19 protein-coding genes and 1 pseudogene are annotated in these 22821 nt (G+C 41.9%); 7 read left to right on the top strand and 13 right to left on the bottom strand.

What is annotated here, in order from left to right; all coding sequences use genetic code 11:
* Positions 1 to 125 precede the first annotated feature (125 nt).
* Together ACZ449_RS27820 and nifS are read left to right on the top strand one after the other, a co-directional pair.
* Positions 126 to 566, top strand: a complete 441-nt coding sequence (locus ACZ449_RS27820) for an RrF2 family transcriptional regulator (protein ID WP_464259248.1) — start codon at positions 126 to 128, stop codon at positions 564 to 566.
* Entirely contained in the window at positions 559 to 1764 is a 1206-nt protein-coding gene (gene nifS, locus ACZ449_RS27815; RefSeq protein ID WP_464259247.1) for a cysteine desulfurase NifS, read from the top strand. The genes ACZ449_RS27820 and nifS overlap by 8 nt, the downstream gene beginning before the upstream one ends.
* Before the next feature lie 93 nt (positions 1765 to 1857).
* Here the strand turns inward: nifS and trhA are convergent, their stop codons facing one another.
* Positions 1858 to 2520, bottom strand: coding sequence for a PAQR family membrane homeostasis protein TrhA (gene trhA / locus ACZ449_RS27810; protein ID WP_464259246.1), 663 nt, complete (start codon positions 2518 to 2520; stop codon positions 1858 to 1860).
* A 268-nt stretch (positions 2521 to 2788) separates the two neighbouring features.
* Here trhA and fucO point away from each other — a divergent pair, with 268 nt between their 5' ends.
* On the top strand, positions 2789 to 3949 hold the full coding sequence (gene fucO / locus ACZ449_RS27805; RefSeq protein ID WP_464259245.1) for a lactaldehyde reductase: 1161 nt from the start codon (positions 2789 to 2791) through the stop codon (positions 3947 to 3949).
* Positions 3950 to 4027: 78 nt separating this feature from the next.
* Here the strand turns inward: fucO and ACZ449_RS27800 are convergent, their stop codons facing one another.
* The 5 genes from ACZ449_RS27800 to ACZ449_RS27780 all read right to left on the bottom strand — a co-directional run bounded on the left by ACZ449_RS27800 (position 4028) and on the right by ACZ449_RS27780 (position 10877).
* On the bottom strand, positions 4028 to 5719 hold the full coding sequence (locus ACZ449_RS27800) for a methyl-accepting chemotaxis protein (protein WP_464259244.1): 1692 nt from the start codon (positions 5717 to 5719) through the stop codon (positions 4028 to 4030).
* Entirely contained in the window at positions 5716 to 5895 is a 180-nt protein-coding gene (locus ACZ449_RS27795) for a hypothetical protein (RefSeq protein WP_464259243.1), read from the bottom strand. The genes ACZ449_RS27800 and ACZ449_RS27795 overlap by 4 nt, the downstream gene beginning before the upstream one ends.
* Positions 5896 to 6368: 473 nt before the next feature.
* Positions 6369 to 7220, bottom strand: coding sequence for a hypothetical protein (locus ACZ449_RS27790; protein WP_464259242.1), 852 nt, complete (start codon positions 7218 to 7220; stop codon positions 6369 to 6371).
* 27 nt (positions 7221 to 7247) lie between these two features.
* Positions 7248 to 7631 carry a response regulator gene (locus ACZ449_RS27785; protein WP_464259241.1) on the bottom strand — a complete coding sequence of 128 codons (384 nt, stop codon included), beginning with the start codon at positions 7629 to 7631 and terminating at the stop codon, positions 7248 to 7250.
* 36 nt (positions 7632 to 7667) lie between these two features.
* Complete coding sequence (locus ACZ449_RS27780) at positions 7668 to 10877, bottom strand: ATP-binding protein (RefSeq protein ID WP_464259240.1); 3210 nt, start codon at positions 10875 to 10877, stop codon at positions 7668 to 7670.
* Positions 10878 to 11132: 255 nt separating this feature from the next.
* Between ACZ449_RS27780 and ACZ449_RS27775 the strand changes: the two genes are divergently transcribed.
* Positions 11133 to 12179 (top strand): HD-GYP domain-containing protein, encoded by a 1047-nt coding sequence (locus ACZ449_RS27775; RefSeq protein WP_464259239.1) that lies wholly within the window; start codon positions 11133 to 11135, stop codon positions 12177 to 12179.
* A 22-nt stretch (positions 12180 to 12201) separates the two neighbouring features.
* Here the strand turns inward: ACZ449_RS27775 and ACZ449_RS27770 are convergent, their stop codons facing one another.
* Positions 12202 to 13044, bottom strand: coding sequence for a Cof-type HAD-IIB family hydrolase (locus ACZ449_RS27770; protein ID WP_464259238.1), 843 nt, complete (start codon positions 13042 to 13044; stop codon positions 12202 to 12204).
* A 126-nt stretch (positions 13045 to 13170) separates the two neighbouring features.
* On the opposite strand from ACZ449_RS27770, the gene ACZ449_RS27765 reads away from it, so the two are divergent.
* The gene (locus tag ACZ449_RS27765; protein WP_464259237.1) at positions 13171 to 13626 is read left to right on the top strand and encodes a chemotaxis protein CheX; all 456 of its coding nucleotides are present in this window, start codon (positions 13171 to 13173) and stop codon (positions 13624 to 13626) included.
* 31 nt (positions 13627 to 13657) lie between these two features.
* Here ACZ449_RS27765 and ACZ449_RS27760 read toward each other — a convergent pair whose 3' ends face one another.
* Positions 13658 to 13828: a hypothetical protein gene (locus ACZ449_RS27760; RefSeq protein ID WP_464259236.1), complete on the bottom strand. Its 171-nt coding sequence runs from the start codon at positions 13826 to 13828 to the stop codon at positions 13658 to 13660.
* 355 nt (positions 13829 to 14183) lie between these two features.
* Between ACZ449_RS27760 and ACZ449_RS27755 the strand changes: the two are divergent.
* Positions 14184 to 15496: pseudogene (locus ACZ449_RS27755) on the top strand (IS3 family transposase).
* Positions 15497 to 15911: 415 nt separating this feature from the next.
* On the opposite strand, the gene ACZ449_RS27750 reads toward ACZ449_RS27755, so the two are convergent.
* The 5 genes from ACZ449_RS27750 to eno form a co-directional block, all read right to left on the bottom strand.
* Positions 15912 to 17540 (bottom strand): sensor domain-containing diguanylate cyclase, encoded by a 1629-nt coding sequence (locus ACZ449_RS27750; protein ID WP_464259235.1) that lies wholly within the window; start codon positions 17538 to 17540, stop codon positions 15912 to 15914.
* Positions 17541 to 17580: 40 nt separating this feature from the next.
* Positions 17581 to 18678, bottom strand: a complete 1098-nt coding sequence (locus ACZ449_RS27745; RefSeq protein WP_464259234.1) for an HD-GYP domain-containing protein — start codon at positions 18676 to 18678, stop codon at positions 17581 to 17583.
* Between the two features lie 78 nt (positions 18679 to 18756).
* The gene (locus ACZ449_RS27740) at positions 18757 to 19296 is read right to left on the bottom strand and encodes a DUF4337 domain-containing protein (protein ID WP_464259233.1); all 540 of its coding nucleotides are present in this window, start codon (positions 19294 to 19296) and stop codon (positions 18757 to 18759) included.
* Between the two features lie 168 nt (positions 19297 to 19464).
* Complete coding sequence (locus tag ACZ449_RS27735; protein ID WP_464259232.1) at positions 19465 to 20409, bottom strand: DMT family transporter; 945 nt, start codon at positions 20407 to 20409, stop codon at positions 19465 to 19467.
* A 24-nt stretch (positions 20410 to 20433) separates the two neighbouring features.
* On the bottom strand, positions 20434 to 21693 hold the full coding sequence (gene eno / locus ACZ449_RS27730; RefSeq protein WP_464259231.1) for a phosphopyruvate hydratase: 1260 nt from the start codon (positions 21691 to 21693) through the stop codon (positions 20434 to 20436).
* A gap of 198 nt (positions 21694 to 21891) precedes the next feature.
* Between eno and ACZ449_RS27725 the strand changes: the two genes are divergently transcribed.
* Positions 21892 to 22752, top strand: a complete 861-nt coding sequence (locus tag ACZ449_RS27725; protein WP_464259230.1) for an AraC family transcriptional regulator — start codon at positions 21892 to 21894, stop codon at positions 22750 to 22752.
* Positions 22753 to 22821: the final 69 nt, after the last annotated feature.

Below are 22821 nucleotides of genomic sequence, written 5' to 3'. Positions count from 1 at the left end.
TTTTTGTCAAGTCTCTTATTATGTATATCGTAATATATATCTACATCATAATCAATGTTGACAAGACCGATATGATTTGTTACCATTAATGCAGAGTGACTTACTATGATTTAGGTGGTGATTCAATGAAGTTATCTACCAAGGGACGCTATGGAGTTAAAGCCGTACTAGACCTTGCCATAAACTATAAAAAAGAACATGTTTCAATAAAGTCGATCGCTGAAAGAAAAAATGTGTCGGAATATTATTTAGAACAATTGTTTGCGCAGCTCCGAAAAGCAGGCATTATTAAGAGCATTCGTGGAGCTCACGGCGGATATACATTAAGCAGGCCACCCAATGAAATAACAGTCTTTGACGTTATTGAAGTCCTTGAAGGCTCTATCGAGATATCAGATTGCATTGAAGACCTCACCTGTAACAATGCTGACTGTTGTGCCACAAGGCTCCTCTGGGTTAGATTCAAAGAAAGTATTGATAATGTATTAAAGTCAACCACACTGCAAGATATGGTTGATGATTATAATAAGATGAAAAAAATTAAGGACGGTACAAAAGATGAGTGACAAACATATCTATCTGGATCATGCTGCAACAACCTACATCAAGCCGCAGGTTTTTGACGAAATGCAGCCCCATCTGAATATGTATTATGGCAATCCATCCTCTATCTATGCTATATCCCGAGTGACAGAAAAAGCCATCGACCAAGCTAGAGCTAGAGTGGCACAAGCACTTCATGCGGGAAAAAACGAGATTTTTTTTACTGGCGGCGGTTCCGAAGCCGACAACTGGGCATTAAAAGGCATTGCGTTTGCCAATAAACACCGTGGGAATCATATAATCACAACCAAAATTGAACATCATGCCATTTTACATACCTGCCAATTTTTAGAAAAACATGGATTTGACGTGACTTACCTCTCTGTTGATTCAGAAGGATTTATCAATCTCGATGAATTACGTCAAGCCATTACAGCTAAAACAATACTAGTATCTATTATGTTTGCTAATAATGAAATTGGCACAATTGAGCCAATAAAAGAAATCGGGGAAATATGTCATGAACGAAAGGTATTGTTTCATACTGATGCGGTTCAGGCGGTAGGACATGTACCAATCGACGTGAAAGATTTGAATATCGATCTACTCTCTCTTGCTGCTCACAAATTTTACGGACCAAAGGGAGTAGGCGTACTTTATATTCGAAAAGGCGTTAAAATTGAAAGTCTCATTCATGGAGGCGGCCAGGAAAGTGGAAAACGGGCAGGCACGGAAAACATTGCTGGAATTGTAGGCTTAGGAAAAGCCCTTGAACTTGCAGTGGAAGAAATGGAAACAGAAAACAAGCGATTGCTACACTTGCGGGATAAACTAATTAAGGGACTTTCCCAGATACCTTACACCAAATTAAATGGTCCTACAGGCAATAAAAGAATGCCGGGAAATGTAAACGTATGTTTTAGATTTATTGAAGGCGAATCTATGCTGCTACTATTGGACAGCAAGGGAATATCTGCCTCCAGTGGCAGCGCCTGCACTTCCGGCTCTCTCGATCCCTCCCATGTATTACTGGCAATTGGGCTTCCCCATGAAATTGCCCACGGTTCTCTGCGACTTACCCTTGGAAGTAGTTCAACCGAAAAGGACATCGACTATGTTTTGCAAGTATTACCTGAAATTGTACAACGATTAAGAAACATGTCCCCACTCTGGGAAATCTTTTCACAAGAACAAACGCGTGCTAGTAAGCATGCAGTATAATATAAAGCGTACATAGTAAATAACAAATAGGACACTGCAACCATTTTTGCAGTGTCCTATTTGTTATTTACTATTACCCACAAAAACATTGACTTAACCCATTACCTGAATAGGCAAAACATATCGTAATACAGCAATAAAATGAGCGATGCTACCTGCAAGGACAAATAGATGCCAAATAGCATGATTGTAAGGAATTTTATGGGCTAAATAGAATATAGCGCCCACAGTATAAAAAATCCCACCACCAATTAACCAGTATATACCTTCCATCGGTATCGTAGCCAATAATGGTTTTATCATTACGACAGCAAGCCATCCCATAAAAAGATAGCATAAAGTTGCAAAAATCTTAAACCGTTTGACAAAAAAAACCTGGAAAATAATTCCTGCTATGGCCAGCCCCCATATTACACTGAAGATGGTCCAGCCTAATGTGCCATGCAGTGGAATCAACGTGAACGGTGTGTAGTTGCCAGCAATAAGTACGTATATAGCCGAGTGGTCCAGAACTTTAAAGATATACTTGAGCCTTTCATTAGTAAAACTGTGATACAGGGTTGATGCAACATATAAGAGTACCAAAGAAATACCATAAATACTAAAGCTTACTAAATGCCAAGCACTGCCGTCGATATACGCTGCCGCCGTAAGAACGCCAAGTCCAATAAGTGCCAACAATGTTCCCACTCCATGAGTAACGGCATTAACTATTTCTTCTAAATTAACACCCGAGGCAGCTACAGTCTTTATCATTCAATCATCCCCTTTATTATTGGCGGTATAAGGGTAACATTACATATAGTACCTATATCTATGATACCGCTAATTCCAGCAAAAAACCAGTCATACAGTTTCATTTAAATAAATCACTCATACTACAACACTCCTATCCTGCCTTCACCTTTTTTTCAAACAGATAAAGGCAAAATTGTACTACCATAACGCAAGTGTTTTTATTTTTTTTTACTATTCAGTATAGTATGCTTATATTATAGTATTATGTACCGAAAGGACTGATTGTATGGCAAACCGCATTGTTCTCAATGAAACCTCGTATTTTGGCCCAGGTGCTATCAGTATCATTCCTGATGAAATTGGCCGCCGGAATTTCAAAAAGGCCTTTGTAGTCACCGATAAAGATTTAGTTAAATTTGGAGTTGCTAAAAAGGTTACCGATGTCTTGGTACAAGCGGGAATATCCTATGAATTGTACGACAACGTAAAGCCTAATCCAACCATTGAAAATGTCCAGACCGGCGTCAAGAAGTTGGCTGCATCCGGTGCTGATGTAATTATTGCAATTGGCGGTGGTTCCTCTATCGACACCGCCAAAGGCATTGGCATTATTGCTAACAACCCTGATTTTGGCGATGTAAAAAGCCTGGAAGGTGTTGCCGCTACCAAAGCTAAATCAGTGCCAATTATTGCTATTCCGACTACAGCCGGAACAGCAGCAGAAGTAACCATAAATTATGTAATTACTGACGAACAGGCTGTCAAAAAAATGGTTTGTGTTGATCCTAATGATATCCCAATCATTGCTGTTGTTGATCCTGAACTTATGCTGTCCATGCCCAAGGAACTAACTGCTTCAACTGGCATGGATGCACTAACCCATGCTATTGAAGGCTATATTACCCGCGGTGCCTGGACGATGACTGATATGTTTGAACTGAAAGCCATTGAACTCATTGCCACTCATCTGGAAAAAGCAGTAAACGAACCGGGTAATATCGAAGCCCGCGACGGTATGGCGCTAGCCCAATACATAGCTGGTATGGGATTCTCAAATGTCGGCCTTGGTATTGTCCATTCCATGGCTCATCCACTGGGCGCTTTTTATGATACCCCGCATGGTGTCGCCAATGCCCTCTTATTACCCTATGTAATGGAATACAATGCTCCTGCTACCGGGGAAAAATACCGGAGTGTAGCTAAAGCGTTGGGAGTCGCCAACGTCGATACCATGAACCAGGAAGCATACCGCAAAGCAGCTGTCGATGCGGTATGCGCCTTATCGAAGAGAATTAATATTCCGCAAAAATTATCAGAAATCGGCGTCAAAGAGAAAGACCTGCCGCAATTAGCCAAATCAGCCTTTGCTGATGTGTGCACTCCTGGAAATCCGCGGGACACCAATGAGGCTGAAATTTTGGCACTATATCAAAAAGCATTCAAATAGTACCGTACCAATACAAACCCCCTTTTGCCGCTTAAAAACAAGGCAAAAGGGGGTTTTCTGGTTTTCTATACAATGAACTTATATTTTGAAAACACTAACAGCTTGTTGCATATCTGAGGCCAGCTTCGACAATGCCTGGCTGGAGGAGGCAATCTCCTCCATGGAGGCCGATTGTTCTTCTGTTGCTGCTGAAACTGTTTCAGCCTGAACAGCTGCACCTTTCGACGATTCTTCAATATGTTTGACTGATTCGACAATCCGCTGACTGCCGGCAGCAACCTCCTGAGTGGCTGCCGAGATTTCTCTTACCTGACCAGCCATCACAGTAATCTGCTCAGCAATTGATTCAAAAGCCACTCCCGCACCGTTTACTACGTCGATGCCCACCTTAATATCTTCAGCACTGGTATTCATAACAGCAACTGCACTGTCGATACTTGTTGTATTATCAGTAACGAGATTGGTGATTTGTTTGGCGGCAGTCTCTGATTGTTCAGCAAGTTTCCTGACTTCCTCGGCAACCACAGCAAACCCACGGCCTGCATCACCGGCCCGTGCTGCCTCAATAGCGGCGTTAAGTGCCAAGAGGTTGGTCTGGCCGGCAATACCTCTAATAACATTGACAATTTGCCCAATTTCTTTAGAACTGTCAGCAAGCTTGTCTACTGTCTTTTGCAACGCCTGTGCACCTTTACCCACATTATCCATCTGGAGAACAGCTTTATTTACTGCTTGTTGTCCTTCTTTTACTGCATCAGTTGTGTTTGCGGCCGCAGAGGAAACATGATTTGCCGTAGCTGCTGTCTGCTGGATAGCGGCGGAAATTTGTTCCACTTCTGCCATCGTTTGGCTAACGGCATTAATTTGTTCGTTAGTACCCTGAGCCACATCGGTAATGGCTTCAGCCACCTGGTTAGCCGCCTGAGCCGACTGCTCGGCACTGGCAGTAAGTTCTTCGCTTGCTGCGGCGACCTGTTCGGCACTTATATTAACCTGTTTCATTAAGACACGGACACTGTCTCGCATAGCCGCCAGGGCATTTGCTAAATCACCAATCTCGTCTTTGCGGATCATCTGACGCGGTTTATCCCTAAAGTCACCAGCAGCAAATTCATTGCAAACTGTTACCATGAATTTTAAAGGTTTAACAATACTCCGGGCGCTGAAGGCACCAATAACAATGCCAAGAATAACTGACAAAACTGCTGCGATAATCGAGGCTTGCCGAGCGGCGTTAGCACCACTAACAGCTTCTTCCATAGATTGAGTCATTAATTTGTTATTTAATGCTTTTATTTCTGCTACTTTATCATTGAGCGCTTTGCCTACAGGAGCCATCTCTACGGCTGCCCGGTCTGCATCATCTCTTTTGCCGGCCTGCATCGCTGGCAAAAACTTATTATCCGCCAATTGACCGTATTGTTTTTCCAGTGCTTTAATTTCATTGAGTGTACGCCGTGTTTCTTCATCCTTAGCCAACATAATCAGCTCATCTTCAAGCTTGCCATTGAGTGCTAGTAATCTCCGGTATTCATCTACATACTGCTGTTTCCCATACATGGAATAGCCGCGAAGATTGGCTGACTGGCCTAAAGAATTATAGGAAATCTCATTAATTCTTTCAAGACTGGGAAGGTCTTTTGTCTTAATGCCCGCTACTTCATTTGCGGCAATGCCAACCATATTGATTGTGTAGGCAAATCCCAGAACAGCAACCAATACCACTAAACTGAAACACAAAATCATTTTTGTCGTAAGATTATATCTCATAGTCCCATCTCCTCGTATTTTTTTGAGTCGCATTGTTTTATATCTTCTTGACCAATAAAATGCTGCACAACCATCCGCGGATCGGTATATTTATTGCAGGTATGTACCAGACACTCAATCGCTATTTGCATACCTAAGAGAGAGCCACCATCATCATCAATTAGTAAAGCATGCATATTATCCCCCCTTGCTTAGGTTTTATTTTCAACATTTACTAATATAAGTGCAAATAGCGTGCCAAACAGGCACGCTATTTTAAAATTACTTATATTTTTAATTAGTTACTCAAAATACGGGATTCAGTATCGTTTTTTTCTCTCGTTATATTTATACATGATTGTTAGTCACGACTTTATTTGACAAAAACTGCATACTATGCAGTTTTTGCTATGCAACTTTTGTTAAATGTCCGTTAAAAATCATTTTTCAAAACAAATTGATTGATCGCTTAGCTACGCCTTCATTGTTACAATGACGTAGATGAAAAGCCAAAGGGACGGCAGACCGTATGAAAAGAAACGAGAACCAGCCTTAGCCTTCATATTTATGCTAAGGCTGGTTCTCGTTTCTTCCGCAGTCTTTTAGAATTTCGGTCCTACTTTTAAATGCAGCGTACTTTTTCCCAATAAATAATTGTTTAATTTAACATTTATATTGACAATACAAGTTCAATCTGTCCGAAAGAAGTACCTATGTTTACACGAAAGCTTTGTCCATCAAAACTATCGCCTGGTCGTACCGATTGAGCCTTCAAATCAACCATCAGGCCCCTATCAGATAAGGAACTGCAGAAAACGCCATTATGCACATTCAAAAATTCCCCTGCACTGTCTAATGCCAGTTCATTTACTGTGGTGAATGATTCCCCATAAAAACGGCCAGCCAACTCCAACAGTACTGGTTGCTCCACTCGTAACCCTGTCCCCAATGCTATATCACCAAAAATTTTTTGCGAAACAAAGTATGTAGCAGATTTTTCAGCAGCCTGGGTTAAAATATACGGCGTATCATTTAGAAATCTGACAATATTCCGTAACGTCAAGCCTACATAAAGGTATAAAACATCGGCTTTGTCATCAACTGCAGAAAAATCTACCAGGTTTCTAATAACTCTACTTTCCTCGTCGATATCTCCAGTAAGGCTGTATTCCTCACGAAAATCCCCTAAGGCTTTTTCAACGCCAGCAAATGTCATGTAGCCCTTATCTGCTATGGACTGCATTAGCGAAAGATGATCTTCTCCTTGCGAAGCCAAAAGTTCTTCCACTTGTTCATTGGTAAGATAGCCTTGGCTGACAGCCAACACTCCAAATTTTTGATCCTTCACTCGCTGTAAATTATGAATCTCTTCCACTTGCGCTGCATTCATCAACTCTGTATTCATAGCGAGAATACCTAGTTTTACTTTAACAGGCTGTTTTTGCTTAAGTACCTCACACAACTGCATGTGGGTAAGCAGTCCTTTGTGCAGCAAATACTGCCAAAAATATTGATTAAACATTCATTTTCATCCCTTCTCTAGTGACAATTAGTTTGCTGTCGCCAGACCTTTTTGCGCTAAAACTAACTTAATCACAGACAGCACTTTCTCTTCCTGGAGGGGCTTTATGATGTAGTTTTTGGCCCCATTTTGCAAAGCCTCAAAAACCACATGCTTTTGCCCTAATGCACTTACAACAATAATATTGGCGCTGGGATGATCAGTCATAATACGCTTAATGGTTTCCATCCCACCGATTCCCGGCATAGTAAGATCCATCGTTACTATGTCAGGCTTACATTGGGAGTAATTACTTATAGCCTGTTCGCCATTCATGGCTTCACCAACTACCTCATGTCCTGCTTTTTCAAGTATTCGCCTTAATGTGGTCCTCATCATTAAGGCATCATCCACAATCATAATTCGTGCCATTTTACTCTCCCCTTCCTCTTTTTACTATTTATTTTGCTAATATATCAAACTTAAAGTAATTTTCCCTAGTTCTGTATCCAGTACCCAGGTCAGCGTTTCTGCCTGGGAATACTTGGCTGAAGCATTCTCAGCCAAAATGCTGAGCAGCGTTTCTACTGTGACCATACCAAGCCACTTGGACTGAGCTTTTACAGCCTGTTGAAAAACTTCCTGTGCATACTGTGCTAAGACGTTTTCCATCCTTCTATCAAGAGGTTCATCCATATCCACTGGAGTTAACTCTTTATCCAGTAAATGTTGTACAACCTGTTGATCAGCACTGAATACTATTTTTCCGGACGGAAAGCCCTTCACACCGAGGAAGGTAGAAACCTTACGCAAGTTTAATTTACCGCCGCCACCTTCTACATAGGTAATCTGTTTTACTGGTAAACCAGCCTTATTTTGCAGACAATCTTCGGCCGCATTAAGCAGTGGTTTTGCTAACTGCCGAATGGTGCAGGGTTCGCCTTCCTCCATTTCGCTAAAAGGTAAGAAAAAGTGAAATTGTGTACCCTTCCCCCAGGTGGTAGACACATACACTGAGCCGTGAAGTTTTGTTAATTCGGCTCGTACAGCTGAAAGTCCAACCCCGCGTCCTGCCAACTCATCAACCTCTGTGGCCCCAGAGAAACCATCGGCAAAAATAAATTGTATCCAGTCTGTCTCTGGCATAGCTTCCGCCGCAGCCAAAGTACAAATCTCCTTTTGTACCGCAATATCGCGGATACGTATCGGATTCATCCCCTGACCGTCATCCGAAATGACCAGCGTTAAACCAGTCTCGTTTTCTTTGACAGAACAAGTAATAGTGCCGATTTCGTCCTTGCCAGTTTCCAGTCTCTCCTCGAAAGTTTCCAACCCATGGACGATAGAATTTCGGAAAACATGACCTAGGGATTTTATAAAATCATAATACTGCAATGGATCAACCAGCGTCTCGCCCCCCTCAATTTCAAAGAGATGAACGGCTTTTTCATTCCTCTCGGCCAAGCCGCATACATATTGTGGATAGGACGCCAGTAAGTCCTTGATTGGTTTATAACGCAACCGTCGCAGATCAGAAAGCAATAAGCTGCTTTCTCCGGTTGACAGCATACTCTGGATTTTTTCTTCAATTTCCAACAAGCGCGCATTATCAATGACCAACACGTTTTCCCGTTGAAAGAAGTTCTCACCCAGCTTTTCCTTCAATACTTCCAAATCATCATTGAGCCAAGCAAGCATATTGTCGGACGTAAAGGCGCTCAGCCTCTCTGCCAACTGCTGCCCATCCAAATCGGCTATTTCATGGGCGCGAATGGTATCCAGACTACCTTCCATATGGTGCAATTTATCCATTACATTTCTCATATGCAGTTGTCCAAATGTACCCTTGAAGGTATGCACCGTGCGAAATAGCAAGGCTAATATTTCGCCAGCTGATTTTTTCTCCTGCAATAAACCGGGCATGCCCTCCTGACAAAAACTAGTATACTGATTTACTGTGGCAAAAAAGTCAGAGGAATGGGTGACTACATGCACAATCATGGCCAAAATATCTCGTTCCGCATGCACACGCTCTTCCATGGCCTTCTGCAGCGTCCGGTCGGTAAGAATGAGCATAATCTTGCCTTGGCTTAGTTCACCGGCATTTTGAATCATTTTATACGCTATCCTTATATAGCTGTCACCTACTATGATTTCTTCAGGCAGCAGGGAAGAATATGTTTGTCGCAACAGTTCATTTTTTTCTTTCAATATTTTTCCAAGTAGAGCTTCTAAAAATACCTGCTGATCACGGTCTTTTGGATATAGTAAAGTCGAAATCAATTCACCAGCAATATTTCGCCCAAATATCGCTCTACATTCTGCACTATATTCCTTACTCACTTTGAGATCCTCGCCAAAAGAAAGAAAACCTTGGCCTGCAAAATCCAATAAGTTACGCAGCGCCGCCGTCCGTTCTGCAACTTTTTGCTCCAGTTCTTGATTCCATACTTCCAATTGGGTACGGGAGCACTGCACTTCTTCATACATTTTCTGCAGTGAATCCAACGTGCTATTAATGGCCGCAGTCAAAGATCCCATCTCATCACGAGAATATATCTTCCCCCGCACATCTAATTCCCCTTTGCCAGCACACATCATTACATGATCTAATTGATAGACCCCTTTACGCACAGACATATCAAAACCTAAAAACAGATAACAAACAATGAGTAGAATACCACCCGTAAATAGCATCACAGTATGTCTATACTGCAAATATTTATCAATGCGCAAAACAAGCAGCTCATCAATGACCTGCAAGGCTGCCTTATGAAAAGCCCCTGCATTTTGGATGGAATGATTGCCTGAAGCCAGCAACAGCTGTTGGGGAATAGGCAGCCCCTGCTGCCCGATGGTTTTCTGCTCTAAATTCCAGGCAAAAATTGGCACACTATCGGTAAGAGCGATAAATAATGAGCCTAGTTTCCCGTTGATAGCCTCATTGTGGCGAAAGACTAGCTTGACATTATGATCGACTTGCTGCAAATTGGAACGCATCAACCCCGCAATTTGCAGTAAATGATTTCTTCTTTCAGGTGAAAGATCCGGCTCGGCTAACTCCATAGCTAACCCCTGAGCCGCCCCTACTGTATCCTCCAAACTGGGCAATCTACGCAGCACGGAATCCACAAGGTATGAAGAATCAAAATCAGAATCCATCGCTAAATTCGACGCATATCCTGTATGCTGCATCAAATCAGTTACTTCATTGAGCCACCGACTGTTCAAATCAAAGGCTACCCGCGCACGTCCACTTTCAACCAGTAGCACATCCTGCTTACGAGTAAGCCAGTTTTGTTGCAGCATTTGCAGTTTCCATGTACTATCCATTTGATCGGCGGTGTCGCTATCGATTATAGCTACCGCCGCTAAGGCTGCGTCCACTTTAGCCTGTTGCGCCAGCACTTTTCCCTCAAGCGAGCCATCACCATTTAAATATGCATAATGAATATTACGATACGCCAGCCCCTCATCAAATACATGCATTAACGCTTGGACATATTTCACACCCACTCGTTCTCTCATGGCAAAATCTATATTTTTGTTGAGCTCTGATACCAACATGTAGATTAGGGCAGTTGCCTGCAGTACGATTAATACTCCAATCACACTAAACTTATAGGCGTATTTCAAGCGATTCATCAATTGAACTGCGGGTTCAAATAGATATTTCATCAACACAACACCTGCACACAATCCCTACCCATAGCCGTAGGTTTAATTTATAGTACTTACTTTATTTTAGAGAATAATAACAGGTTAGTTGTAAAGTTAATGTAATTTTTTTGTTAATTATAGGAAAACACACCATAACTTGAAATGTTCTGGTGTATGATTATAGTATGATAAATTGGCTTTTCCGCGTTTGTACCCTATTAGTTGTCTCAAATTTGAAAGCTATAAATAGAATCAGAAAGGATATGTTGCATTTTGATTGAAAAAAAAGTGAAAGCACTTGAATCAGGTATGGTTCTCGCAGAAACAGTTAGATGTCCAGAATCCAATACCATGTTGTTAAAAGAAGGGACAATCCTTTCTGAGGCAATGATTGCTACGCTTGAAGCAAGAGATATTTTTGATGTATGGATCGCAGAACCTTATACCCTTATGATTAATCCCCAAGAAACAATTGCTGAAGAACTCAAGAAGATATTGCTGCAAAGAATTTCTACTTATGCACCAGGAACGCCTGATGCTAACACCTCAGATAAAATGGTTGAGGTTGCCAGAAAGGCAAAAGAAATTGCTCTGCACATTGTGGAACAGCCGGAAATAGTAAAAATCAGTACGGAAATGAGAATAATAAATAGTAAGCTGCTTTATCATCATGCAATTAGTACATGTGCTCTTTCTTTGTTAGTCGCTGGTATTATGGGCTTTGGCAAAGCGAATATGGAAGTCATTGGGACAGCTGCGTTACTCCACGATTGCGGCTGTTTTGAAATGCCTCACCTACTAGGAATAAACCAACGAAATCAACAACAAGAAGCCCTCTGGAAAGAACATCCCGCTTATGGCTACTATCTTGCCAAAGAAAGAAATTTTCGTGAAGAAATTTGCGAAATAATTCATCATCATCATGAAAACTGGAACGGCACAGGATATCCCAATCAATTAAGAGGAGAGAATATTCCGGTCGGAGCTAGTATTGTTAGTGTCTGTGGAAGTTATGATGGACTCATTCGCCAAGAAAACTACCAAAACTATCAGGCAATAGAGTTTATCTATGGAACTGGCGACGTTTTCTTTGATTCCAGTATCGTGAATGCCCTGTGTGATAATCTTGCCGTCTATCCCTTGGGATCATTGGTTCGCCTTTCTACGGATGAAGTAGGTGTGGTAGCTAATGTTCGCAAAAACAAAGGTCCGCGCCCCATTGTGCGAGTATTTTTTAATAAATTTAATAAACCGTATCTCCAAACTAAGGAAGTTGACCTCGGAAAAGAGTTAACTATTTTTATAAAAGAGATTCTCTAATCCCTTCTCCCCAATATACTTATTAGTTAAAATCATTTTCTAAAACAAATCGGTTTATAGCGTTAGCTACGCCTTCATTATCATTAGAATCTGTTATATAATCGGCTTTTTGTTTTACGCTCTCTAACGCATTTTCCATCGCAATACCCAAGCCGGCATATTCGATCATAGATACATCATTTTCACTATCACCGATGGTGATTATCTCTTCCCGCTTCAGATTATAATGTGCCGCCAGCATAGCTACTGCTTTGCCCTTTGATACCCCTTTGCGGGTAATTTCAATGTTGTGTTTGGACGAATTAACGATTTCTAACTGCTCAATATTCTGTAATTCCTGCCGCAATTCATCAACCGAAGCAATATCCCGATAGATAATCTCACATTTTACCATATTACTCTGTTCTTTATGCATTACCTCTTGCCACTTCTGCCAGGAAAAAATATATCCCATATCAATGGAATTGCTTCTTTTCCCTAGCAGTTTCGTAACAATATAAAAAAGCTTAAATAGCACATTTCCATAATAAAACTTATCAGGAGTACAAAAATAAGGCTTCACGTGATGTTTTTGAAATAATGATAGTAGTTGCAGCGACAATTCCAGGCCAAGAACATCCTTAAAAATAACCTGGTCGTTATCTTTTTCTTTTATGAAAGCTCCGTTGGATGCAATCACTGGGGACTTTACACCAATAAGATTAGAAAAATATTGGGCATCTGTATACATCCGCCCGGTACTTATCACAATATGAATACCCTGCTGATGTGCCTGCCTTAGTATTGCCTTGGTTCTGTTGGTAATTTTGTGCTTACTATTCAAGAGCGTCCCATCAACATCAATACAGACTAGTTTATACGCCATGCTAATATATCCTTTCCTGGACAAAATTGGGACTATAGTCTGATGATCTTATTTTCTTTTTTAAACGAAAGATTAAGTAGATACATATTTCGCCATCATTGCAGGCATTCAAGGGGGATATTCAGCGTGGATGCACGATTTGTCAACCCATTTATTGCTGCCTTATCGAACGTACTGCCACAAATGGGTTTTAAAAATGTTGTTCGCGGAAAACTTTTCTCAAAGGATCAGTTTATTGACAATCAGGGAGTTCTAGTAAATGTACAATTAACAAACAACGTTACCGGTAATGTTGCTTTTACAATGACGGAAGAATCCGCCAAAAAGCTATCATCAACAATTATGATGGGAATGCCGGTAGTGCAGTTCGATGCCATGGCCCAAAGCGCGCTCTGCGAAATGATAAACATTGTTACGTCCAATGCTGCTATTTCACTTAATAAAGAGGGATTTGGCGTTAGTTTGGTACCGCCCGCCTTATCTCAAAATACCCCGAAGCTTAAGATTTGCAATACTAACTATATTGGTATTGAGATGTTTATTGATGAGCTTCATGTCGAAGTAGGCATTGGGATGAATTAGGAGATTCATTAGCGTCATCGCTAACGAACGCTCATCCAAACCATGCGTCTCGAAGCCGCCTAACTGCCGCTTCGATTTCATTGGCAGGAATTTTCGTTCCTTCAATTTCCACATGGTTGCCTAAAATACCTTTGACTGCATCAACAAGCATACCCTTTTTCCCATGATACAATTTACGCAGACGGCGGATCTGGCGTTCCAAACAGCCATCTGCCATAAAATGGGCTAGTGCAAGCTATTCCTTATCTACAAACACTTTATTGATATAGCGTTTCCATAACGAGAAATCAAAACCACCAATCTCCATTTCACCACTGGCAAAATCATAAGAAAAGGGGTTTTACTTTTGGCATTGCCCCAAAAGTAACAAAAAGTCTAGGCCCCAAGCCTCCAAAAGCTGAAAAGCCGGACGATATTCCTAAAATCCGTAAACTCGCTACGTGAACCGGTACCCCGATAATGGACACTATTATAAAGTCCGTATCGGGGTTTTTGTATGTTCATAGAACGAATAAATGTATATAATGAAATTATTAATTACCGGAGGCGGAATTTTAGTGAGTAATATATTCTATAGCGAATCGGATCAACACATCCTTCTGAGAAACCCCAATGTAGAGAAAGTAACTGACCGCTATATCTCGTATCATTCCGATTTTAAAATTAGAGCGGTCAAAGAATACTTATCTGGAAAGAAGCCTAGACAAATTTTTATTGACAATGGCTTCAATCTTCAACTAATAGGAGACGATAAACCATTTGTCTGTATCAAAAGATGGCGTATCATTTTCAAACAGCGTGGTGAGCAAGGTCTGAGAGAAGCGGGACGAAGTTCAAAAGGTATCCGTTTAACAGGCAGAGAGTCGTCCATTGAAGATAAGTTAAAAAAGGCCGAGGCCAAAATTTATTTTCTTGAGGCAGAAAATGAATTGTTAAAAAAGATACGGGAGAAAGAAAGAAGGCGTTAAATGCTGCAGAAAAGTTCCAAATCATATATCGAGTCATACGAAAGTATCCGAAGTATCGTATGATTAGTTACTTATGTGAGATAGCACAAGTTAGCCGTAGCGGGTTCTATGCCTGGCTGAAGGCAGCACCTAGTCGATACCAGAGAGAAGAGCATGACAGAAATGATTATAAACTGATTGAAGAAATATTTATTGCTACTAAAAGAAAGGGTGGCTGGCGCACGATAAAGATGAATCTAGAAAGAGAGTACGCAATTCTTATGAATCACAAGAAGATTTTGCGTATTATGCGAAGGTTCCAATTGGTTACGGTGGTGAGACGGAAGAATCCGTATCGAAAAATGGCAAAGGCAACTCAACCTCATAAAACGGTATGTAATCTGCTAAAGCGCAAGTTTGATCACCACGAGCCGCAAAAGGTCATGTTAACCGATATTACCTATCTATATTACGCCGAGGGGCGTAAGGCTTACTTATCGGTCATTAAAGACGGATCAACAAGAGAAATTTTGGCTTACCATCTATCGACTTCTCTCGAAATGGGTCTTGTGATGAAAACGCTGGACCGATTACAGGAAACTTTGGGCGGAAACATCCACCCTGACGCAATTATACACTCGGATCAGGGATTTCATTATACACATCCTGAATTTCAGTGCAGGGTGAAAGAATTATTGATAAAACAGTCCATGTCTAGGAAGGGCAACTGTTTGGATAACGCATCAATGGAGTCATTCTTTGGACATATGAAGGATGAAATTAATATAAAAGAGTGCCAAAGCTTTACTGAAGTTCAGAATAAGATCGATGAATACATTGAGTATTACAATTGCCAACGTTACCAATGGGGATTAAAAAAGATGACCCCAAATCAATATCGGGATCATCTTATCGCTTCCTAAAACGGATTTCTTCTCACTGTCCTAATTTAGGGTACCAGTTCACGCTCAAACAGTACGGATTTCTTAACGGAATACCGCCCGGCTTTTCTCCTGCGGAACGCTTTTTCCAGCAAAGGCCGAGGGGTTACGGGGGTTACTGGACGCAAACAGTATAGCCACCTGCTCCGGGTTTCGTATTTGACACCCTTGTTTTATAAGACCTCCATGACTCTCAAAAACTTGTATTTCCTTATCTTATAAGAAAAGACTTGGCTTGTGCCAAGTCCCTCAGGACGGCCGAATTGCTATGCCATCCATGGCGCAATCGGCACTAGCACCATCCGGGTGCGTCGCCGGCAGAAGCCTTAGTCGTTCTTGAACGCTTTGCCAGTCTATTCCGGCCTACGTTCAAGACATTGTTTTATATCCGCAATAACTAATCTGCTAGTTCTGTATTTCCCCACTTGCAGGCCTCGACCCGATTACGACCAGAATTTTTGGCACGATATAATGCTTGATCGGCTGCCAAAACTAAGTCAGCTTCTATTAGTTTATCTAACTGTTCACTAAACTCTATGGTAGCCATGCCAACGCTAATGGTGAGAGTAATCTTGTTAGTGCTTGCTGCAAATACTCGTTTTGCTATTTGTGAGCGTAAATTTTCCGCCATTGCATATGCCATCACAGCATCTGTTTCCGGCAAAATTACAGCAAATTCCTCGCCGCCATAGCGTGCAGGCAAATCGGTAGTACGAAATTGTTTTTTCAGCAAACTGCCTATTTCTTGTAAGATTACATCACCGGTTTGATGTCCCCAGCGATCATTAATCATTTTGAAAAAGTCGATATCCACCATCATTAAGCTCAGAGGCTGCCCATATCGTCGCACCCGATTCATTTCTTTTTTCAAAATATAATCGAAAAACCGTCGATTGGCAATTCCCGTCAAAGTATCAGTTAAGCCGATTTTTTTGATACTGCCATATAAATGTTCCCTATCCAGCCCCATAGCTGTCTGATTAGCAATCGTTGCCAACGTTGCTTCTGTTTGGGAATCAATACTGGTCTGACGCGCGTAGTCCCAACAGAAAACAATCGCTCCCTGGAGAATCTGCCGAAAGAATAACGGCATTGCCTGTACCGTCTTATCGGCTACCAATGGCAGCTTGACTAACACGTGTTTCGTGTCTTGCCACAATTCAGACATTTCACCATTAGTAAACAGCGACTCTAACCGTTCTACACCCAGCACCGAAAGATTCTGAACGTGAGTCGCCATCACTACTGGCGGAGTGGAATGGCGCTGAACAACAAAAGCAACGCAGGCATCTGCCTTCAGAAAATCGCTTAGCGTTTTCCCTACCTGTTCCAGCAGGATACTGGGAGAAGGCTGATTCGCCACAACCTGCCCTACTTCATGCAGCAACCCAATCTCCTCCGATTTTCGTGCTAACACATCATTTAATCTCGTCATTTTTACGGCAACAGCAGCTTGAGCCGCATATATTTCTGCCAGTTTGATCTGGTGCTCAGTCAGAACTTTACCAACTTCACAAAATACTTCTAGAACCCCTGCCAGCTTTCCGTCAATCATCATTGGTATTCCTAGCAAGGTTCGTGCTTGCGACTGGAAACGTTCTGGACACAAACCCGGCAAATACTCAGCCATATTTTTATTAGTACTAACATAAACCATCTGACCTGTTACATAACTCTCTCCCATCAGCTTCTGTTCTAACGGGGTTTCACGCGGTTCGCAACTGCCTTTATAAGCGACAACCCAAAAAACTTGTGGCTGCCCCTCCAGCAAACTCAGAAAAACATGTTCCGAACAAAAGACCCGCGCAGCTTCGCTTACAAGCTGCTCTAGAAGGTCAGTCAGTTTCTTCTTGTCCTTTATCGTGTTATTGATATGCGCAACAGTACTCGCGAAGTTTGCATACTCTCCTGATAACATCTGCAACTGCTGTCTTTGCTTACCAGCCTGCCGTTTCCACAACCGCCGAATACCTATTTCAGAGCGGTCTTTTAAAAACAAACTGCCAATATCCCGTATCTTGATCATCCTGTTTATCCCTCTCAGGCCTTATGCAGCCACCCAGCGTTTACACATTGACTACCTCTGTAATATACAGATTGCGAACCTGCTCTAAATCAATAAATTCCCCATCCCGTGTATGAACCACAGGACGTTCTGAAATACGCTTACTCAAATAAACAACTACCGCTTCCCGCCCATCACTAAGACGAACAATATTCCCAATAAACTGTTCCCTAATATTAGTAAGAAATACACTGCTAACCTTCGGATCCAACCTTTCAAATGCTTGTCTAACCATAGTTTCCACAGCCAAAAAGGGAGTCATTCTATTTTCCTGCCCAGCCGCACTTGTCATATCCGCATACATGTCAGCAGCACGAATTACCTGGGCAAAAAGATGAATCTTACTGCTGGCTAGTTGTAAAGGATACCCTGTTCCGTCTTCCCATTCATGATGTTGCAATACGCCAGCAAGAATACTAAACGGCAAACGGTAAGCGCTTCGTTTTAGCATCTGATATCCCGCTATCGTATGATTCCTTAGCAGTTTCACCTCAGTTGGCGTTAAGTCTTTATTATTTTTATTGATAATATCCTGTGAAAACTGGATTTTTCCCACATCATGCAACAGCGCCGACAGCATTAAATCCTGCAATGTTTTGGCAGAAAAGCCCAGCCAGCGACCTAATATCCCGGCAATAACTGCAACATTCAAAGAGTGCTGGGCCAGACGATCTCCCATTCCTGCCAGCATGTATAATAAATTAATGCCACCAGGAACAAGCGAAAATTCCCGGAAAGATCTGTCGGCAAGCTCTCTCATTTTTATCATGGGAACGACTTTCATATAGCGAATTTGCTCGAAAGCAGTTTCCACTTCTTTAACACTATCTTCATACTCCGCATAAAATTTTTTCTTAACCTGTGATAGCAAAGGTTGCTCAAATAGAGATAGCATCGCGGGGATTGTCTTAGGCGTTACCGCTGCTTGCACGTCTGAAATATCCACAGCATAAATATGCCAGTTCTGTAAACGGGCAATCAATTTTTCGGTTAAAACAGTGCCTTCTGTCAAAATAATCCGCCCGGCAGTGCTAATGGCAGGTTTTGCAAGAATCATACCTGGCTCTACATCCTGAATACGAAATCTCCTACTTACCATGAAAGATACATCCCCCTGTATCCAAGAAGTATTATTCCAGTTATCGCCAGCCAAATACGTATTGTTACATGTATGCCTTTACACCAGAGAACTTGCAAATGTATATAAAAACATTGCAATACCAAGACCACCCGCAAAAAGCCCCATATACCAATAGACATACACCTTGTTTATCGACGCTAGAGAAGATAGTAAAATACCTATCTGTAAAAAAATCAGGGCCTGTCCAAATTTCCCGTTAAAATGCTGTGCGTTATCACGGTCCTTCTCCAAACGCTTAGCCGCACCTGTAATTTCCTCTTTTTCTTGTTTATAACGGGCAATTTCCTTGTCGTATTCGGCCACCTTGGTATTGTACAGCTCAGTTTTACCAGTTTCACTGGAGGCCAGCGCCATTGCATCGCGTTGAACCTGATAGGTTGTTTCTTTAATACTTTTTGCTTGATAATACGCCCATTGATCAGATGCTTGGCTCTGTGTCAGCACCATTTTATTACCATATCCAGCAGCTTTAAAGGCGGCTAAGGTTGCACACACTGCCAAAATTACAGTTGTAACAGCAATAAACGTGCCTATATTATCTTTCCATGACTTACTTTTTTGCTGACTGTTTTCCATATTGTTCTCCTCCTGTTCAAACTAATACAATAATCGGAACACCCATGTATCATTTTAAAAATATATTCCAACTAACAATGCCAAAACCCTGCAAACAATTGAAAATATGCAGGGTTTTGGCATAACTGTCTTGCACTATATATAATTACTAATTATCCTGGAGCCCACTTATCTTACCCGACGTTTCGACCACCCAATTACTCCTGTTCCCAGGCTGACTCCTAAAATCACAAGGAGCAGTGCCACTAAATGACCCCACTGTAACTGTTCTCCTAAAAACAGTGAAGAGGCAAATACGCCAGTGACTGGTATAACATTCTGAAACAATGAAGCTTTGGACGCGCCGATCCGTTGTATTCCCATATTCCACCACAAAGCACCTAATGCCGTATTGACTAAGCTAGAAAACAACAGTACACTAATTGGGCCTATTCCGCAAGCCCCTTCATACATCCATTCTGTATTTACGAAAAATCCGAATACCAGCAAGGCAATTGTAGCCAAAACATGCGTATACGCCGTTACCACTAAAGGAGTAACCTGTGCTGTACTTTTCTTTACAAATATATAGCCAATAACCGCTGCTAGCATTGACGCAAACATGACCAAATCACCAACAAGAGTAGCCGTTCCCTGGGCTCTGCCTGACACCACCATCACCACGCCGCTAAATCCCAGGATAACGCCCAACACTTTAGGCCAGGTCAATGGCTCGGCAGCCAAGCGACTTGCCAAAATCATAGTCAGCAACGGGTTCAAACCGAGAATAAGAGCGGCATGAGTCCCACTAGTAGCCGCAACTCCCCACGACAGCGTAATATGATGCAAAAAGATGCCAAAAAGCGCCACCCCTGCCATCGGCATCCAGGTAGAACGCGGTGGTTTTTCATAACCATATTTAGAAATAACCGCAGGCACCAGTAGGCACGTAGCCAAAAAAAGCCGGATAGGTGCCAACGCCAGCGGCGGGAAAAAATTTGTAAGGTATTTAATCATAACCACATTAATGCCCCAAAGCAGCGAAACCATTAGCAGCAAGGCAAAGATCGCTCTGTGCGTTTGCCCAGTATTTTCGCTAATTCTATGTTCATCACAACAATCGATTTTATCCATTCCTACACCTCTATCAAATAACTACTAATTAAGCTTCTGCTGGTTTTTATACTTTCCCTGATCCTCTTCAATCCGAAGAAGCTGATTATACATAGCAACTTGCGCAGCGCAAACCAATGTATTTCCTTTGATTTGCGCCGCATTTACACTTACAGCGACATCCGCAAGCCCCACGTCTGCCATTTCATTGGGATATGAGGAAATAATGCACGTATATCCGGCGCTTTTTACTCTACCAGCCATATCGAAAATATCAGAAATGGTAGCCAATTGGTTGACCTTCAGCGCGATAGCATTTCCAATTTTGCTCTGTATACCTTGTCGCAATAACTCACTCTGAGGAACCAAAAGCTCATGATCCACTAGCTGGATTTTGCCGCCCAGACGCTGAAAAAACAACTTCCGTCCTTCGCGATCTTCCCTCGCTATCCCCTCTTGAATAGAGATTATCGGGTATTCCTCTACCAGTTCGGTGTAATACTCAACCATCTCAGCCGGTGTTTTTATGAAGCCCTCTCCAGGCAAATTATATACTCCCTCTTCAAAAAAATCAGCGGCCACAGCATTAAACGCCAGTGCAATCTGTTTACCCGGCTTATAGCCAGCTTTTTTTATGGCCCCAAGAAGAATGGCCAACGCTTCCTCGTTAGCTACTAAATTAGGAACAAAACCGCCTGCACTGCGCACAGAAGTACTCGGCTGACAACTCTTAAGGATATTTTTTAGAGTATGGTAAACTTTGCCGCACCGCCGCATTGCCTCCGCAAAAGAAACAGCTTCCACTGGCACAATCATAAATTCCTGGAAATCAAGATTATTGCAGCTATATTTACCACCGCTTAACACCTTCATCATGGGTACCGGCATTTGTTTACTCTGACAACCACCAAGATATTGGTAAAGTGGCACATTGAGCGATGCAGCAGCCGCTTTCGCAACAGCCAGCGAAACTCCCAGCGTAGCATTAATACCTAAATTCTCTTTATTGCATAGATCACCATATTCCAGCATAACATGGTCAACCCCAGCTTGATCTAGCGCATCCATCCCCACAATCTTGCTCGCAAATAGATTTACATTCGTCCGCGCTGCCAACACCGCTTTATCGCTGTGCCATCTCCTATTCTGGCCGACCTCTATCGCTTCATCCCTGCTGTACCTACAACTGGGTAAGGCAGCACGACCGATCGTTCCATCCACTAGAACCACATCAACTTCAACACCGGGGTTACCCAGACAATTTATAACCTCGCGAGCAAGAATTCCAGCAATTTGAGCCATCATGCCCTCCCTTATAAACTGACATTACGGCAAAACAGGTTAAGCTAAGTGAAATTACCACTTCAGCACAAAGGAAAGATTTATTTTAGCATGATGTTGCCGTAGAAATATTTTGATATAATACTATTGTACATAGAAATACCTTGCTATTCATGAACAATGTTGTTAGAATATAGCACAATATTGACAGAGGTGATTGGTATGGCAATCGATAAGAGCAATTGGCACTGCGACCATAGTATTAATAGGGAGTTTCCAGTAGACATCCACCGCAGCGAGCACCAACATATAGGGCCGATCATTGAATGTCACTGGCACGAAAATTTTGAAATACTCTATTTTGAAAAAGGCGAGGCCTTGATTTATTGTAATTCTCACCCCATCAGGGTCAGTCCCGGAGAATTAATTATCATCAACAGTAATGACTTGCACTTCGGCGAAAGTTTATCGCCACAGCTTGTTTATTATGTCGTGGAATTTGACCTTTCGTTCATTCACAGTAACCAGATTGATCTATGTCAGACAAAATACCTGACACCGCTAGTGCAAAACCGAATTCTCTTTTGCAATCAAATTGATCAAAATGACAAACTTTTAGAGGAAGTACGCCATCTCATCGAAGAATACTATCGCCAGGATCTAGGCTATGAGTTGGCTGTTAAAGCGTACATTTATCGTATTTTGGTTCTGCTACTACGTTGCTATGGGGAACAAACCATCAGTGCAATCGAAAAAGATCGTCAACGCAAAACCTTAACTCGCCTTAGTCCAGTACTTGAATACATGGATTGTCATTATACAGAACCACTTCGCCTTAGGCAACTATCTGCTATGGCTAACATGAGCCCCCACTATTTCTGCCGCCTGTTTAAAAACCTTACCGGTAAATCACCGACTGAATACATCAATCATCTACGCTTAAACAAAGCAACTACCCTCTTGCGGGATAGTCAGCTTAATATTACTGAGATTGCTATGGCTGTCGGCTTTAATGATAGCAACTATTTTAGCCGTATGTTTAAAAAATACAAACAGGTGTCACCGTCAAAACTGCTGAAGTAGGTCGTATCCCCCTTATTAATGAATGTTTATTTCAATTTACGTCATATAGTCTTCCATAAAGTAAGGCCC

It is taken from the genome of Desulfosporomusa polytropa, assembly GCF_055380075.1.
This window is presented reverse-complemented; position numbering and strand designations above follow the sequence as displayed.

Excerpts from the sequence above, each read along its gene's own strand:
- ACZ449_RS27820 (WP_464259248.1), top strand. The coding sequence starts at position 126 with ATGAAGTTATCTACCAAGGGACGCTATGGAGTTAAAGCCGTACTAGAC.
- nifS (WP_464259247.1), top strand. The coding sequence starts at position 559 with ATGAGTGACAAACATATCTATCTGGATCATGCTGCAACAACCTACATC.
- trhA (WP_464259246.1), bottom strand. The coding sequence starts at position 2,520 with ATGATAAAGACTGTAGCTGCCTCGGGTGTTAATTTAGAAGAAATAGTT.
- fucO (WP_464259245.1), top strand. The coding sequence starts at position 2,789 with ATGGCAAACCGCATTGTTCTCAATGAAACCTCGTATTTTGGCCCAGGT.
- ACZ449_RS27800 (WP_464259244.1), bottom strand. The coding sequence starts at position 5,719 with ATGAGATATAATCTTACGACAAAAATGATTTTGTGTTTCAGTTTAGTG.
- ACZ449_RS27795 (WP_464259243.1), bottom strand. The coding sequence starts at position 5,895 with ATGCATGCTTTACTAATTGATGATGATGGTGGCTCTCTCTTAGGTATG.
- ACZ449_RS27790 (WP_464259242.1), bottom strand. The coding sequence starts at position 7,220 with ATGTTTAATCAATATTTTTGGCAGTATTTGCTGCACAAAGGACTGCTT.
- ACZ449_RS27785 (WP_464259241.1), bottom strand. The coding sequence starts at position 7,631 with ATGGCACGAATTATGATTGTGGATGATGCCTTAATGATGAGGACCACA.
- ACZ449_RS27780 (WP_464259240.1), bottom strand. The coding sequence starts at position 10,877 with ATGAAATATCTATTTGAACCCGCAGTTCAATTGATGAATCGCTTGAAA.
- ACZ449_RS27770 (WP_464259238.1), bottom strand. The coding sequence starts at position 13,044 with ATGGCGTATAAACTAGTCTGTATTGATGTTGATGGGACGCTCTTGAAT.
- ACZ449_RS27750 (WP_464259235.1), bottom strand. The coding sequence starts at position 17,540 with ATGATCAAGATACGGGATATTGGCAGTTTGTTTTTAAAAGACCGCTCT.
- ACZ449_RS27745 (WP_464259234.1), bottom strand. The coding sequence starts at position 18,678 with ATGGTAAGTAGGAGATTTCGTATTCAGGATGTAGAGCCAGGTATGATT.
- ACZ449_RS27740 (WP_464259233.1), bottom strand. The coding sequence starts at position 19,296 with ATGGAAAACAGTCAGCAAAAAAGTAAGTCATGGAAAGATAATATAGGC.
- ACZ449_RS27735 (WP_464259232.1), bottom strand. The coding sequence starts at position 20,409 with ATGGATAAAATCGATTGTTGTGATGAACATAGAATTAGCGAAAATACT.
- eno (WP_464259231.1), bottom strand. The coding sequence starts at position 21,693 with ATGATGGCTCAAATTGCTGGAATTCTTGCTCGCGAGGTTATAAATTGT.
- ACZ449_RS27725 (WP_464259230.1), top strand. The coding sequence starts at position 21,892 with ATGGCAATCGATAAGAGCAATTGGCACTGCGACCATAGTATTAATAGG.